The 14,697-nt window shown below is 64.1% G+C and carries 13 protein-coding genes and 1 pseudogene; 6 read left to right on the top strand and 8 right to left on the bottom strand.

The window, feature by feature from the left end; all coding sequences use genetic code 11:
• Positions 1–358: 358 nt before the first annotated feature.
• Positions 359–850 (top strand): molybdopterin-dependent oxidoreductase, encoded by a 492-nt coding sequence (locus KH616_RS11585; RefSeq protein ID WP_292244256.1) that lies wholly within the window; start codon positions 359–361, stop codon positions 848–850.
• Between the two features lie 59 nt (positions 851–909).
• Here KH616_RS11585 and KH616_RS11580 read toward each other — a convergent pair whose 3' ends face one another.
• The 8 genes from KH616_RS11580 to KH616_RS11545 form a co-directional block, all read right to left on the bottom strand.
• Positions 910–2,064: a porin gene (locus KH616_RS11580; protein WP_292244255.1), complete on the bottom strand. Its 1,155-nt coding sequence runs from the start codon at positions 2,062–2,064 to the stop codon at positions 910–912.
• Between the two features lie 566 nt (positions 2,065–2,630).
• Positions 2,631–3,932, bottom strand: a complete 1,302-nt coding sequence (gene gltA, locus KH616_RS11575; RefSeq protein WP_292244254.1) for a citrate synthase — start codon at positions 3,930–3,932, stop codon at positions 2,631–2,633.
• A gap of 54 nt (positions 3,933–3,986) precedes the next feature.
• Positions 3,987–4,259, bottom strand: a complete 273-nt coding sequence (locus KH616_RS11570; RefSeq protein WP_292244257.1) for a succinate dehydrogenase assembly factor 2 — start codon at positions 4,257–4,259, stop codon at positions 3,987–3,989.
• Positions 4,260–4,338: 79 nt separating this feature from the next.
• Positions 4,339–5,040, bottom strand: a complete 702-nt coding sequence (locus KH616_RS11565) for a succinate dehydrogenase iron-sulfur subunit (RefSeq protein WP_292244253.1) — start codon at positions 5,038–5,040, stop codon at positions 4,339–4,341.
• A gap of 21 nt (positions 5,041–5,061) precedes the next feature.
• Positions 5,062–6,837, bottom strand: coding sequence for a succinate dehydrogenase flavoprotein subunit (sdhA, locus tag KH616_RS11560; RefSeq protein ID WP_292244252.1), 1,776 nt, complete (start codon positions 6,835–6,837; stop codon positions 5,062–5,064).
• 4 nt (positions 6,838–6,841) lie between these two features.
• A complete protein-coding gene (gene sdhD / locus KH616_RS11555) occupies positions 6,842–7,210 on the bottom strand; it encodes a succinate dehydrogenase, hydrophobic membrane anchor protein (protein ID WP_292244251.1) in 369 nt (122 codons plus the stop codon).
• Positions 7,211–7,214: 4 nt separating this feature from the next.
• The gene (gene sdhC / locus KH616_RS11550) at positions 7,215–7,631 is read right to left on the bottom strand and encodes a succinate dehydrogenase, cytochrome b556 subunit (protein WP_292244250.1); all 417 of its coding nucleotides are present in this window, start codon (positions 7,629–7,631) and stop codon (positions 7,215–7,217) included.
• 171 nt (positions 7,632–7,802) lie between these two features.
• Positions 7,803–8,600: a GntR family transcriptional regulator gene (locus KH616_RS11545; protein WP_292244249.1), complete on the bottom strand. Its 798-nt coding sequence runs from the start codon at positions 8,598–8,600 to the stop codon at positions 7,803–7,805.
• A 297-nt stretch (positions 8,601–8,897) separates the two neighbouring features.
• Here KH616_RS11545 and KH616_RS11540 point away from each other — a divergent pair.
• The 5 genes and pseudogenes from KH616_RS11540 to KH616_RS11520 form a co-directional block, all read left to right on the top strand.
• Positions 8,898–9,881: pseudogene (locus KH616_RS11540) on the top strand (malate dehydrogenase).
• Between the two features lie 182 nt (positions 9,882–10,063).
• Positions 10,064–11,071 (top strand): aldolase/citrate lyase family protein, encoded by a 1,008-nt coding sequence (locus tag KH616_RS11535; RefSeq protein WP_292244248.1) that lies wholly within the window; start codon positions 10,064–10,066, stop codon positions 11,069–11,071.
• A gap of 234 nt (positions 11,072–11,305) precedes the next feature.
• The gene (locus tag KH616_RS11530; protein ID WP_292244247.1) at positions 11,306–11,809 is read left to right on the top strand and encodes a hypothetical protein; all 504 of its coding nucleotides are present in this window, start codon (positions 11,306–11,308) and stop codon (positions 11,807–11,809) included.
• A 22-nt stretch (positions 11,810–11,831) separates the two neighbouring features.
• Positions 11,832–13,283: a bifunctional 2-methylcitrate dehydratase/aconitate hydratase gene (locus tag KH616_RS11525; protein ID WP_292244246.1), complete on the top strand. Its 1,452-nt coding sequence runs from the start codon at positions 11,832–11,834 to the stop codon at positions 13,281–13,283.
• Between the two features lie 48 nt (positions 13,284–13,331).
• A partial coding sequence (locus KH616_RS11520; protein WP_292244245.1) for an aconitase family protein occupies positions 13,332–14,697 on the top strand: 1,366 nt, incomplete at its 3' end.

The raw sequence follows: 14,697 nt of genomic DNA, 5'->3' as shown, positions 1-14,697 counted from the left end.
CCGACGGACGATCGCGCTGTTCAAGGCGTCGAGCGTGATCGTCGGCGTCGATCAGTAAACGCACGCCCGACGCATGCGGCAAGCGGCGGTACGCCGTCGATGCCGCCCATCGCGTCATGGCGGCGGCCGGATCCGGTCGACACCGATCCGCCTGCCGCCGCCCCGTCCGCCCATACCGCGGCCAACCGAGACGGGGCGATCGCAGCGCCGCGCGCCGGTGGTTGTTTGCAGCGGCGCTCACCGCGATACCGCACGCAATCTGCCAAGCCCCGCCGCATGACATGGCATGCCTTCCATCGGCGGCGTGACAGGGACAGCAAGCGGCACGCCGCTTTGCGGCCGATGCAAAGGGAACAGAATGGATAGCTCGAACCCGGCAGCGGCCACGCCGCAACAGACCACCAACGGCGCCATCGCGCTGACGGGCGATTTCCTGCGGCCGATGGTCGTATCGCTCGACGAGCTGCGCCGCCACGCCAGCGTGACAGCCGGCCCGTTCGACTTACACTGCTACACGACGAAGCGTTTCATCCGGACCGTCGATTCATATCGCGGCGTGCGGCTGACGGATCTCATCGAGATGGCCGGTCTGCGCGAGGACAGACCGGGCGATTTCAAACGGACGATCTTCATTGCGCTCGCGCACGACGGTTACGCCGTCACGTTCTCGTGGCACGAACTGTTCAATACAGTTGTCGGCGAGCGCGCCATCGTCGCATGCGAGATGAGCGGCCAGCCGCTCGGCATCGATGCCGGCGCACCGGTTTTGTTCTCGGCCGCCGACATCCTGCCCGCGCCTCGTCATGTCACGCGGTTGGCGAGCATCGTCGCACGGGTCGTTCACCTCTAGCAACGATCAGCCCGCCCCGCGCCGCTCGCCCACGCAGCAGCGCGGCGTCTTGCAGCCGGTCAGAACCGGTGGCGCATACCCACGCGCGCCAGGAACTGGCTGTTCGCGCCGGCATTGCCGATGAAGGTCGCGCTGGAGCCGATCTCCGCCTGCACCGGCACGCTCTTGCCGGCCACCGTGTTGCTCCCCGACGCCCGCTGATAAGCCGCGGTCAGATAGACATCGGTGCGCTTGGACAACGCGTAGTCGGCCACGCCGGTGACCTGGTTCCACCGGCCGTTGAAGGCGCCGTCGAGATCCGAGAACGTGTAGCCGAGCGCCCCGCTGAATGCCGACGTGAATGAATACTTGCCGGCGATTTCATAGTTGTTCAGCGTCGACGTGCCGCCCACCATCTGCTTGAACAGCGTATGCGTCCAGTTCGCCCATACGGCGCTGTGCGCGGTCGTATAGCGTGCGCCGACGCCGAAGGTCTCGCGATCGCGCAGCCCGTTGGTGTTGACGTTCGCGATCGTCGAGCTGAACTGCGGCAGCGAGCCGTTCGGATAGCGAATATTCGTGTAGGCCGCACCGATGCTGAAGGGGCCGTGCGCGTAGTTCGCGCCGAAGCTGTACGTGCTCGCCGAGCCCTGCGTCGTGCCGACGGTCGGCGTTCCGCCGAACTGCGTCGAATTCGAGAACCCGTACATGCCGCCGAATGTCAGGCCGGCGAAGTTCGCGCTGCTGAACTTGACGGCGTTGTTGATACGGCTTTGCGTCAGCTGGTCGAGATCGTTGATGTGATACGCGTAATTGCCGGCCGCCGTCTGGGAGCCCATCGTGTAGTTGCTGCCGATGAAGTCGGTCGTGAACGAATACTGCCGGCCGAGCGTCAGCGAGCCGACGCCGTTCTTCGACAGGCCGACCCACGCCTGGCGCCCGAACATGGCGCCGCCCTGACCCAGCGTGCCGTCGCTGCTGCTGAACCCGTTTTCGAGCGTGAAGATTGCCGTCAGACCACCGCCCAGATCCTCCGAACCGCGCAGGCCCCAGCGGCTGGCCTGTGCGACGCCGTCGCCGAATTTGACGAGGCTGCTCGGGCCCGACGTGGTCGCCGACTTGTTCACGTACGTGACACCTGCGTCAATGAGGCCGTACAGCGTCACACTGCTCTGCGCGTGAGCCGCAGCGCCGAACGTCCCGAGCGCTGCCGCGGCTACGATGGTCCTTTTCATTTGTCTTCCCTTGTTGCTCCTGCGCGCCAGTCCATCGACGATGCGCAGCATGTCATTACGTTGATGCGACCGCTTTATCGACAGCCGCACCCCAACCCATCCTGCGCATGAGCAGGATCGTCCAGGCAATGCCCGGGTGTTTTCGGAATGGCGCCGGGTTCAACTCCCGCTTCTGTTGACGGTCGTGAACGGGCGCACGTCCGTCGACGCGCATCCGGCCACGACGCAGTGCTCCGTGATGCGAACCGGAGCCGTTCGGCTTCGGTCGATCGGAGAACACGCGCATAACGTCGCGCACCGCTTCCGTCGATACGCTCGTTATGCCCGACGGAATATAGCGAGTTCCCGGCGACCGGTAAACGCTTTCGACGCATGTTGTCGCCTGTCGACCACACATCGCACGACGGTGGGCAGCCCGGCCAGCAATCAGGCGCGATGGCCGCGGACCGTCTCGGGAGGCGTCACACCGGAATCGGCAATAAAAAACCCCGGCGGGTTGCCCCACCGGGGTATTGCGCGTCGATCGTCCGCGCGAACGGCGTTTCCGCCGCTCGCGCCGCAACGAATTAACGTGCGCTCAGCGGCTTCGCTTCGCGCGGCGTTTCGCCGATGAACAGCTGACGCGGACGGCCGATCTTCTGCTCCGGATCCGCAATCATTTCGTTCCATTGCGCGATCCAGCCGACGGTACGCGCCATCGCGAAGATGCAGGTGAACATCGACGTCGGGATACCCAGCGCGCGCTGGACGATGCCCGAGTAGAAATCGACGTTCGGGTACAGCTTGCGCGACACGAAGTATTCGTCTTCCAGCGCGATCTTCTCGAGCTGCATCGCGAGCTTGAACAGCGGGTCGTCATGCAGGCCCAGCTCGTTCAGCACTTCGTAGCAGGTTTCGCGCATCAGCTTCGCACGCGGGTCGTAGTTCTTGTAGACGCGGTGACCGAAGCCCATCAGCTTCACGCCCGAGTTCTTGTCCTTCACCTGCTTGATGAACTCGGGGATGTTTTCCGGCGAACCGATCTGCTCGAGCATGTTCAGCGCGGCTTCGTTCGCACCGCCGTGCGCCGGGCCCCACAGACACGCGATACCGGCCGCGATACACGCGAACGGATTCGCACCCGACGAACCGGCCAGACGGACGGTCGACGTCGATGCGTTCTGCTCGTGGTCGGCGTGCAGGATCAGGATGCGGTCGAGCGCGCGGACGAGCACGTCGTTGACCACATACTCCTCGCACGGGTTCGCGAACATCATGCGCATGAAGTTCGCGCTGTACGACAGGTCGTTGCGCGGATAGACGAACGGCTGGCCAATGCTGTACTTGTACGCCATCGCGACGAGCGTCGGCAGCTTCGCGATCATGCGGATCGCCGACACTTCGCGGTGATGCGGATCGTTGATGTCGAGCGAGTCGTGGTAGAACGCCGACATCGCGCCGACCGCGGCGACCAGGATCGCCATCGGGTGCGCATCGCGGCGGAAGCCGCGGAAGAAGAACTGCATCTGCTCGTGCACCATCGTGTGCTTCGTGACGGTGGCGACGAACTCCTTCTTCTGCGCTTCGTTCGGCAGTTCGCCTTTCAGCAGCAGGTAGCAGGTCTCGAGGAAGTCGGCGTTTTGCGCGAGGTTGTCGATCGGGTAGCCGCGATACAGCAGCTCGCCCTTGTCGCCATCGATGTACGTGATTGCCGAGTTGCAGGCCGCCGTCGACATGAAACCCGGGTCATACGTGAATTTTCCGGTCTGGCCGTACAGCTTGCGGATGTCGATCACGTCCGGGCCCATCGTGCCCTGGTAGATCGGCAGTTCAACGCTCGGCGAATTGTCGCTGAACGATAGCGTGGCTTTTACATCAGACGGAGTCATGGCACATCCTCAATCGAAATATAGAAACGGGATTCGATAACGGGCGTAACGCGGTTAGACGTTGCGCAGCATCTCCAGCAGCCGGTTGATTTCCGGGCAGTCAAGGTCGCCTTCTGGTTCCTTGCGGGCAAGCAGCAAGTCCATCAGGTCGTTGTCGCTCAGATCGAGCAGGCGAGTCAGCGCGCCTACGTCTGCATCGGTGAGGTCATGCTCGTAGCGGCTGAAGAAGCGATCGAAAATCAGATCGTTCTCCAGCAGACCGCGGCGGGCGCGCCACCGAAGGCGGGCGCGACGGTGCGGGTCGGATTGGTGAGACGTGTCGCTCATATCGGTTTGCGTCGGGCCGCTCCGCCCGGACTGCCCTTCCTCTTGAGCAGCGAACGAAGCGGCGATGGAGATCGTCATGTCAGACTGCGCGACGAACCATCAGCTCCTTGATCTTGCCGATCGCCTTCGTCGGGTTGAGGCCCTTCGGGCACACGTCGACGCAGTTCATGATCGTATGGCAACGGAACAGACGATACGGATCTTCCAGATTGTCGAGACGTTCGGCGGTGGCGGTGTCGCGGCTGTCCGCGATGAAGCGGTAAGCCTGCAGCAGGCCGGCCGGGCCGACGAACTTGTCCGGGTTCCACCAGAAGCTCGGGCACGACGTCGAGCAGCTTGCGCACAGAATGCACTCGTACACGCCGTCGAGCTCGTCGCGCTCCTGCGGCGACTGCAGACGCTCCTTCTCCGGCGGCGGCGTGTCGTTGATCAGGAACGGCTTGATCGAGTGGTACTGGTTGAAGAAGTGCGTCATGTCGACGATCAGGTCGCGCACGACGGGCAGGCCCGGCAGCGGACGCAGCACGATCTTCTGCGGCAGGTCGTTCAGGTTCGTCAGGCACGCGAGACCGTTCTTGCCGTTGATGTTCATCGCGTCCGAACCGCACACGCCTTCGCGGCACGAACGACGGAACGACAGCGTCTCGTCCAGCGCCTTCAGCTTCACCAGCGCGTCGAGCAGCATGCGTTCGTGCTGGATGTCCAGCTCATACGTCTGCATGCGCGGCGCGGCGTCCTTGTCCGGATCGTAGCGGTAGACTTCAAAAATGCGTTTTGCCATTTCAGATTCCTTAGACTCGGCTTAGAACGTACGCGCCTTCGGCGGCACGGACTCGACCGTGAGCGGCTTCATGTGGACCGGCTTGTAGTCGAGGCGGTCACCTTCGCTGAACCACAGCGTGTGACGCAGCCAGTTCTCGTCGTCGCGGTGTTCGTAGTCGCTGTGTGCGTGTGCGCCGCGGCTTTCCTTGCGGGCTTCGGCCGACACCATCGTCGCGCATGCGACTTCGATCAGGTTCTCCAGCTCGAGCGCTTCGACGCGCGCGGTGTTGAACACCTTCGACTTGTCCTTCAGGTAGATGTTGTCGACACGCGCCTTCAGGCCTTCCATCAGGTTGACGCCTTCCTTCAGCAGCGCCGACGTGCGGAACACGCCTGCATGCTTCTGCATCGTCGAACGGATGTCGTTGGCGACGTCCTGCGTGTATTCGCCCGACGACGATTTGTCGAGCTTGTTCAGGCGCGCGAGCGAGCGCTCGGCGGCATCCGCCGGCAGCGGCTTGTGCTCGCGCTGGTTCTTGACCTTCTCGACGATGTGGTTGCCGGCTGCGCGGCCGAACACCACGAGATCCAGCAGCGAGTTCGTGCCGAGGCGGTTCGCGCCGTGCACGGAGACGCACGAGCATTCGCCTACCGCGTAGAAGCCGTTGATCGGATCTTCGTGGCCGCGCGACGTGCCGACGACCTGACCGTGGATGTTGGTCGGAATGCCGCCCATCTGGTAGTGGATCGTCGGCACGACCGGAATCGGTTCCTTGATGCAGTCGACGTTCGCGAACTTCAGCGCGATTTCGCGGATCGACGGCAGACGCTTCATGATCGTCTCGGCGCCGATGTGCGACAGGTCGAGCAGCACGTGGTCCTTGTTCGGGCCGACGCCGCGGCCTTCCTTGATTTCCTGGTCCATCGAACGCGAGACGAAGTCGCGCGGCGCCAGATCCTTCAGCGTCGGCGCGTAGCGCTCCATGAAGCGCTCGCCGTTCGCGTTGCGCAGAATGCCGCCTTCGCCGCGCACGCCTTCGGTGATCAGCACGCCCGCGCCGGCCACGCCGGTCGGGTGGAATTGCCAGAATTCCATGTCCTGCAGCGCGATGCCTGCGCGCGCCGCCATGCCGAGACCGTCGCCGGTGTTGATGAACGCGTTGGTCGAAGCCGCGAAGATCCGGCCTGCGCCGCCCGTTGCGAACAGCGTGGTCTTGCCTTCGAGGATGTAGACGTCGCCCGTTTCCATTTCGAGGGCGGTCACGCCGAGCACGTCGCCGTCCGCGTCGCGGATCAGGTCGAGCGCCATCCATTCGACGAAGAACTGCGTCTTCGCCGCGACGTTCTGCTGGTACAACGTATGCAGCAGCGCATGGCCGGTACGGTCGGCCGCCGCGCACGCGCGCTGAACCGGCTTCTCGCCGTAGTTCGCGGTATGGCCGCCGAACGGACGCTGGTAGATCGTGCCGTCCGCGTTACGGTCGAACGGCATGCCGAAGTGCTCGAGCTCGTAGACGGCATTCGGCGCTTCGCGGCACATGAATTCGATCGCGTCCTGGTCGCCGAGCCAGTCGGAGCCCTTGATCGTGTCGTAGAAGTGGTAGTGCCAGTTGTCTTCGCTCATGTTGCCGAGCGACGCGCCGATCCCGCCTTGCGCGGCGACCGTGTGCGAACGGGTCGGGAACACCTTCGACAATACGCAGACCGACAGGCCCGCGCGCGACAGTTGCAGCGCTGCGCGCAACCCGGAGCCGCCCGCGCCGACGATCACCACATCGAACTTGCGACGCGGGAGGGAAGTTTTGATTGCAGCCATTCTTTTACACTCTCCAGAGAATCTGCGCGGCATAGCCCGCACTTGCGAGCAGCCAGACGATGGTCAGCGATTGCAGCAGCAGGCGCACACCGACGGGCTTCACGTAGTCCATCCAGATGTCGCGCACGCCGACCCATGCGTGATAGAAGAGCGAGAGCAGCGTCACGAAGGTCGCCAGCTTCATCCATTGCGCGGAGAAGATCGACGCCCAGCCTTCGTACGAGAAATCGTGCGCGCCGAAGAACAGGACGAGCAGCACGATCGTATAGATGGCCATGATCGCGGCGGTGATGCGTTGCGCGAGCCAGTCGCGCAGGCCGTAGTGAGCGCCGACGACGAGGCGCTTCGAGCCGATTCGGTTGTTGGCTGCCATTTTCTTAGAATGCTCCGAACAGTTTGAGGGCCATGGCGATCGTCAGCAGCGACGAAGCGATCAGCACGACGGCCGAAGTCGACTTGCCGCGCTCTTTCGTGACGGCATCGTGATTGATGTCCATCAGCAGATGGCGGATGCCGGCGCAGAAATGGAAGAAGAACGCCCACGACAACACGAGGACGACGAGCTTGACGACGACGTTGGAAAGGAAAGCCTTGAAGACCTCGAAGCTGAGCTCGGAGGTGAGGCTCTGGTCGAAGAGGAACAGCAGAAACGGAAGGAACAGGAACAGCAGCGCACCGCTGACTCGATGAAGAATCGAAACTCTCGCCGCCAGCGGCATGCGATATTTCATCGTGATGTCGCTGATGCCGATGTTCCGGTATTCCGGCCTCGGCTTTCTTACTGCGTCAGTCATGCTAGACCCCTACTTATGTTGTCACACTAACCCGCGATTTTAGCGCCTTTTTATATCGCGCTGCAGCGAAACTCTGCCCTCGAGCATTGCGCGACATGGAATGCAGGCGGCTCGAAACATGCCTTGCTTAACGCGGAATGGCGAAGGCACGCGACACGAGCGATTTGGCCATCAGCTCAGGTCGTTTTGATAGTAGTACCCGGTCGTGACATACCAGCCGCGGCGCACCTCGACCGGCCGGTCACCGTACGTGTACGAGACGCGCTCCACCGACAGCAGCGGAAAGCCCGGCGGCACGCTCAGCAGGTCGGCCACCGCCGGCTCCGCCGCCACCGCGCGGATCTTCTCGCTGGCGCGGATCATCCGCGTGCCGAACTCCGTTTCGAACATCGCGTACAACGGCCCCTTGTACTCGCTCAGCCGCTCGAACGTCAGTCCGCGGAACATCGCGCCCGGCAGCCAGATCTCGTCAAAAACTGTCACCTCGCCCTCGAAATCGAGCAGGCGGCGCACCTGCACCACCGGATCGGCCGGCTTGAGGTCGAGCTGGCGGGCGATCTCGGCCGGCGCACGCAGGCGGCGGCATTCGAGCAGGCGGCTCACGTGCGGGTGCTCGGCACCGTCGTCGGCAAGCAGGCGCAGGAAGCGGAATTGCGCGCGCTCCTCATTGTGCGTCGCAACAAACGTGCCCTTGCCCTGGCGGCGCACCACCAGGTTTTCCGCGGCGAGTTCGTCGATCGCCTTGCGCACCGTACCCTGACTGACCTTGAAGCGGGCCGCGAGCTCCATCTCGCTCGGGATGATCTCGCCCGGCTTCCATTCGCCCGCCACCAGACTTTGCGTGATCAATGCCTTGATCTGCTGGTATAACGGACTGAACGTCGGCGAGGGCGCGGCCTCGGCTGCGCCCGGCTGCCCTGGGCCGCCTGCGCCGGTCGGATGTGCGTTGTTCGCCTGGTTCGATGTCATGGCGCGCATTTCATCACAAACCGCGCTTTTTCGTCCACACAAATTGCGCAATACATCTGTCTTATATAAGACATAAGATACTGTTTGACTTTGCGCCCCGCCGCTCCTACACTCCGGGGCGAGCAAGGGTTCGCGGATGCGGCAGCGCGTCCCCGGCCACGTGCCTCGGCCGGTGTTTTCAGGCGCAGCGCATGCAACCGCGAGTCCTCCGCCCTGCTTCAAAGCAACGCTTCGTGTAACGCGCATAGAATGGCGTTTTTCCAAGCGTCCAACGCTTCACCGTCCTGGAGATTTTCAATGGCTAAGCCCGCTAAGCGCGTTGCCGTCACCGGCGCCGCAGGTCAAATCGCTTACTCGCTGCTGTTCCGCATCGCGAACGGCGACCTGCTCGGCAAGGATCAGCCGGTCATCCTGCAACTGCTCGACCTCCCGCAAGCACAAGGCGCCGTCAAAGGCGTCGTGATGGAACTCGACGACTGCGCGTTCCCGCTGCTCGAAGGCGTCGTGATCACCGACGATCCGAAGGTCGCCTTCAAGGACGCGGACGTCGCACTGCTGGTCGGCGCCCGCCCGCGTTCGAAGGGCATGGAGCGCAAGGATCTGCTGTCGGCCAACGCCGAGATCTTCACGGTTCAGGGCGCCGCGCTGAACGAAGTCGCGAGCCGCGACGTGAAGGTGCTGGTCGTCGGCAACCCGGCGAACACCAACGCGTATATCGCGATGAAGTCGGCGCCGGATCTGCCGAAGAAGAACTTCACCGCGATGCTGCGCCTCGACCACAACCGCGCGCTGTCGCAGCTCGCGGCCAAGTCCGGCAAGCCGGTCGCGTCGATCGAGAAGCTCGCCGTGTGGGGCAACCACTCGCCGACGATGTAACCCAATTTCCGTTTCGCCACCGCCGAAGGCGAATCGCTGCTCAAGCTGATCAACGACGACGTGTGGAACCGCGACACGTTCATCCCGACCGTCGGCAAGCGCGGCGCGGCGATCATCGAAGCACGCGGCCTGTCGTCGGCGGCGTCGGCGGCCAACGCGGCGATCGACCATGTTCGCGACTGGGTGCTCGGCACGAACGGCAAGTGGGTCACGATGGGCATCCCGTCGGACGGTTCGTACGGCATCCCTGAGGACATCATCTACGGCGTGCCGGTGATCTGCGAAAACGGCGAATACAAGCGCGTCGAAGGTCTCGAGATCGACGCGTTCTCGCGCGAGAAGATGGACGGCACGCTGGCCGAGCTGCTCGAAGAGCGCGACGGCGTCGCCCACCTGCTGAAGTAAGACGGTGTCCGGGCGGCCCGGCGGGCGGCCCGGATGTCATGCGCGCCGGCGGTACGCCACCGGCGCGCACCGATCCGATCCGGATACGTTTTGTTTTGCCGTCCGCGCGCCGCGCGCGCCATGCACTTCAGAACGTGTCCGAATCCGATTTTCTCCACGCCGGTCCAAATCCTAGAAAGAAGATGTCCGTGCTCACCCCCGCAGAAGTCCTGTACGACGGCGCGCCGCCGCCCGCGATCCTGCCCTGCTGCGATCACTACGCAGGCAGTGAGAAGCTGATGCGCAAGTCGCTCGCGCTGCAGACCGAAATGGGGCCCGTGTTCGACGTCACGCTCGACTGCGAGGACGGCGCGGCTGTCGGCCGCGAGGCCGAGCACGCGGAACTGATCGCCGAATTGCTGGGCAGCGACGACAACCGCTTCGGCCGGGTCGGCGTGCGCATCCACGATTTTTCCCACCCGCACTGGCGCGACGATGTGCGCATCGTGCTGCGCGCGGCGCGTGCGCCCGCCTACATGACGCTGCCGAAAGTAGCGAACGCAGCCGACGCGGCCGAAATGAGCGCATTCATCGAGGGCACCCGCCGCGAGCTCGGCATCGCGAAGCCGATTCCCGTCGACGTGCTGGTCGAGACCCACGGCGCACTGGCGCAGGCCGGCGCACTCGCCGCGCTGCCGATGGTCGGCACGCTGAGCTTCGGCCTGATGGATTTTGTTTCCGCGCACCACGGCGCGATTCCCGACTCGGCAATGCGCTCGCCCGGACAGTTCGAGCATCCGCTCGTGCGCCGCGCGAAGCTCGAAATCGCCGCGGCGTGCCACGCGCACGGCAAGACGCCATCGCACAACGTGACGACCGAAGTGCGCGACATGAGCGTCGTCGCCAGCGACGCGAAGCGAGCGCGCGACGAATTTGCGTACACGCGGATGTGGAGCATCCATCCGGCCCAGATCCAGCCGATCGTCGACGCCTTCGCGCCGCGCGCGGACGAAGTCGCGCTGGCCACCGAGATCCTGCTGGCCGCGCAGGCCGCCAACTGGGGACCGATGCGCCACGGAGACACGCTGCACGACCGCGCCAGCTACCGCTATTACTGGTCCGTGCTGCGCCGTGCGCAGGCGACCGGCCAGCCGGTGCCGGCCGAAGCCGCGCCGCTGTTCGGCAACGCCGCTGCGGGAGGCGCGCCGTGAGCCCACGCTGCCGCGCCGCTGCCCAGACCGTTTTCATGCATCCGGCGCACGACATGGATCACCGGATTCACGATGCCGACAAAAACGTAACGGGGTTCGAAAACCTGAAATATGCGCCGCCAAATAGGTGAAAATAGCGGCCGCTGCGCGCTTCCGGGGCGCGTGCAGTTCAACCCGGCCGGCGCCCCAGGCCACCGGCACTTAGTTAACTGATTATCGAAAGGTTCTGACTCCATGAAGAAATTGCTGATTGCCACCGCCATCGGCGCTCTGTCCGCCACGATGCTGGTTTCGGCTCCGAGCGCATTCGCACAGGAAGCCGGCTCGACCGCGAAGAAGGCAACGGCCAAGCGTCCGGCACCGAAGCACCGTCTGATTCCGCGCAGCAAGAAGGCCCAGGCCGCCGCCGCCGCGAAGGTCGATACGGCACCGGAAGGCTCGGTCAAGTGGTCGTGCAAGGACGGCCTGTCGTTCGAACTCGCAGGCGACATGAAGCGCGACCAGGTCGTGACCGTTCACTGGGCGCAGAAGAACTACAAGCTGCCGCGCCAGCAAACGACGACCGGCGCAGACGTGTTCTACGATCCGGCGCAGGGCTTCAAGCTGGTCGTGATCCCGACCAAGGCGATGCTGTTCAGCGACCATGACGGCTCGCGCCTCGCAGACGAGTGCGTGACCGCCGCCATGGCGCAAGGCACGGTCGCGCCGACGCAGTCGAACGAACTGAAGTCCAACTAAGCGGCTTCGCCCAGGCGCCTCGATGTCCGCCCCGATCTCCAACGTCCGCCCTGCTCCGGATACGGTACTCGTCGATATCGTCGACTATGTGCTGAATGCCGGAATCGACAGCGTGTCCGCGCTGGAGACGGCGCGTCATTGCCTGATCGACACGCTCGGGTGCGGACTCGAGGCGCTGTCCTACCCCGCCTGCACCAAGCTGCTGGGGCCGGTCGTGCCGGGCACGATCGTGCCCAACGGCGCGAAGGTGCCCGGCACCTCATTCCAGCTCGACCCGGTCCAGGCCGCGTTCGATATCGGCGCGATGATCCGCTGGCTGGATTTCAACGACACCTGGCTCGCCGCCGAATGGGGGCATCCGTCCGACAACCTCGGCGGCATCCTGGCGACGGCCGACTGGCTGTCGCGCACGGCCATCGCCGCCGGCAAGACGCCGCTCGCGATGCGCGACGTTCTGGTCGCAATGATCAAGGCCCACGAAATCCAGGGCTGCATCGCACTCGAGAATTCATTCAACAGGGTCGGGCTCGACCACGTGCTGCTCGTCAAGGTCGCGTCGACCGCCGTCGTGGGCCACCTGCTCGGACTGACGCGCGACGAACTGATCAACGCGGTATCGCTCGCATTCGTCGACGGTCAGGCGCTGCGCACGTACCGCCACGCGCCGAACACCGGCTCGCGCAAATCCTGGGCGGCCGGCGACGCGACGTCGCGCGCGGTGCGCCTGGCGCTGATCGCGAAGACGGGAGAAATGGGCTACCCGTCGGCGCTGACCGCGAAGACCTGGGGCTTCTACGACGTGCTGTTCGACGGCCGGCCGTTCCGCTTCCAGCGCCCGTACGGCACGTACGTGATGGAGAACGTGCTGTTCAAGATCGCGTTTCCGGCGGAATTCCACGCGCAGACGGCAGCCGAGGCGGCCATGCAGCTGCACGCGCAGCTCGCGGCGGCCGGCAGGACGGCCGACGACATCGCGCGGATCACGATCCGCACGCACGAGGCGGCGATCCGCATCATCGACAAGCAGGGCCCCCTCGACAATCCTGCCGACCGCGACCACTGCATCCAGTACATGGTCGCGGTGCCGCTGCTGTTCGGCCGGCTGAGCGCGGCCGACTACGAGGATGCGGTCGCGCAGGATCCGCGCATCGATGCGTTGCGCGCCAAAACGGTCTGCGTCGAAGACCCGCAGTTCACGAAGGATTATCACGATCCGGACAAGCGATCGATCGCGAATGCGCTGACGATCGAGTTCACGGACGGATCGAAGCTTGCCGAAGTGGCGGTCGAGTACCCGATCGGCCACCAGCGGCGCCGCGCCGAAGGCATCCCGCTCCTGATCGAAAAATTCAGGACCCATCTTGCGCGGCGCTTCCCGGCCAAGCAGCAACAAGCGATTCTCGACGTGTCGCTGGATCAGGCAAAGCTCGAAGCGATGCCGGTCAATGAATACGTCGACTTGTACGTGATATAGCCGTCATTTACAGGAACCTTTTCCTCGCCTTAACCCAGGAAATTCACCATGGCCCACAATCTGCATAAGACCCTCAAGGAATTCGACAGCGGTTCCGGCAAAGGCAAGTTCTACTCGCTGCCGCAACTCGGCAAGGAACTGAAGACGAAGATCGAACGCCTGCCGGTGTCGATTCGTATCGTGCTCGAGTCCGTGCTGCGAAACTATGACGGCAAGAAGATCACCGAGGAACACATCGCGCAGCTCGCGAACTGGAAGCCGAATGCCAAGCGCGTCGACGAGATCCCGTTCGTCGTGTCGCGCGTCGTGCTGCAGGACTTCACGGGCGTGCCGCTGCTCGCCGACATCGCGGCCATGCGCGGCGTCGCCAAGCGCGCCGGCAAGAACCCGAAGAAGATCGAGCCGCTGGTTCCGGTCGATCTCGTCGTCGACCACTCGGTGCAGATCGACTACTTCGGCCAGAAGGACGCGCTCGACCTGAACATGAAGCTGGAATTCCAGCGCAACAACGAGCGCTACCAGTTCATGAAGTGGGGCATGCAGGCATTCGACACGTTCAAGGTCGTGCCGCCGGGCATCGGCATCGTGCACCAGGTGAACCTCGAGTACCTGGCGCGCGGCGTCCACAAGAAGCAGGGCGAGGACGGCACCGTCTATTATCCGGACACGCTCGTGGGCACGGACAGCCACACGACGATGATCAACGGCATCGGCGTGGTCGGCTGGGGCGTGGGCGGCATCGAGGCGGAAGCCGGCATGCTGGGCCAGCCGGTGTATTTCCTGACGCCGGACGTCGTCGGCGTCGAACTGAAGGGCAAGCTGCGCGAAGGCGTGACGGCCACCGACCTGGTGCTGACCATCACCGAAATGCTGCGCAAGGAAAAGGTCGTCGGCAAGTTCGTCGAGTTCTTCGGCGAAGGCACGAAGACGCTCGCGCTGCCGGACCGCGCGACGATCGCGAACATGGCGCCGGAATACGGCGCGACGATGGGCTTCTTCCCGGTCGACGAAAAGACGATCGACTACTTCAAGGGCACGGGCCGCACGAAGGCGGAAATCGACGCGTTCGAGAACTACTTCAAGGCGCAGGAGCTGTTCGGCATCCCGATGGCCGGCGACATCGACTACACCAAGACGCTGACGCTCGACCTCGCGACCGTCGCACCGTCGCTGGCCGGCCCGAAGCGTCCGCAGGACCGCATCGAGATCGGCAACGTCAAGTCGACGTTCACCGACCTGTTCTCGAAGCCGGTCGCGGAAAACGGCTTCGCGAAGAAGGCGGACGACCTGAACGCCGAGTACAAGACGAGCAACGGCGTCGACGTGAAGAACGGCGACGTGCTGATCGCCGCGATCACGTCGTGCACGAACACGTCGAACCCGAGCGTGCTGCTCGCCGCCGGCCTGCTGGCGA

This window comes from Burkholderia sp. (genome assembly GCF_018375725.1).
GTDB lineage: Bacteria > Pseudomonadota > Gammaproteobacteria > Burkholderiales > Burkholderiaceae > Burkholderia.
This window is presented reverse-complemented; position numbering and strand designations above follow the sequence as displayed.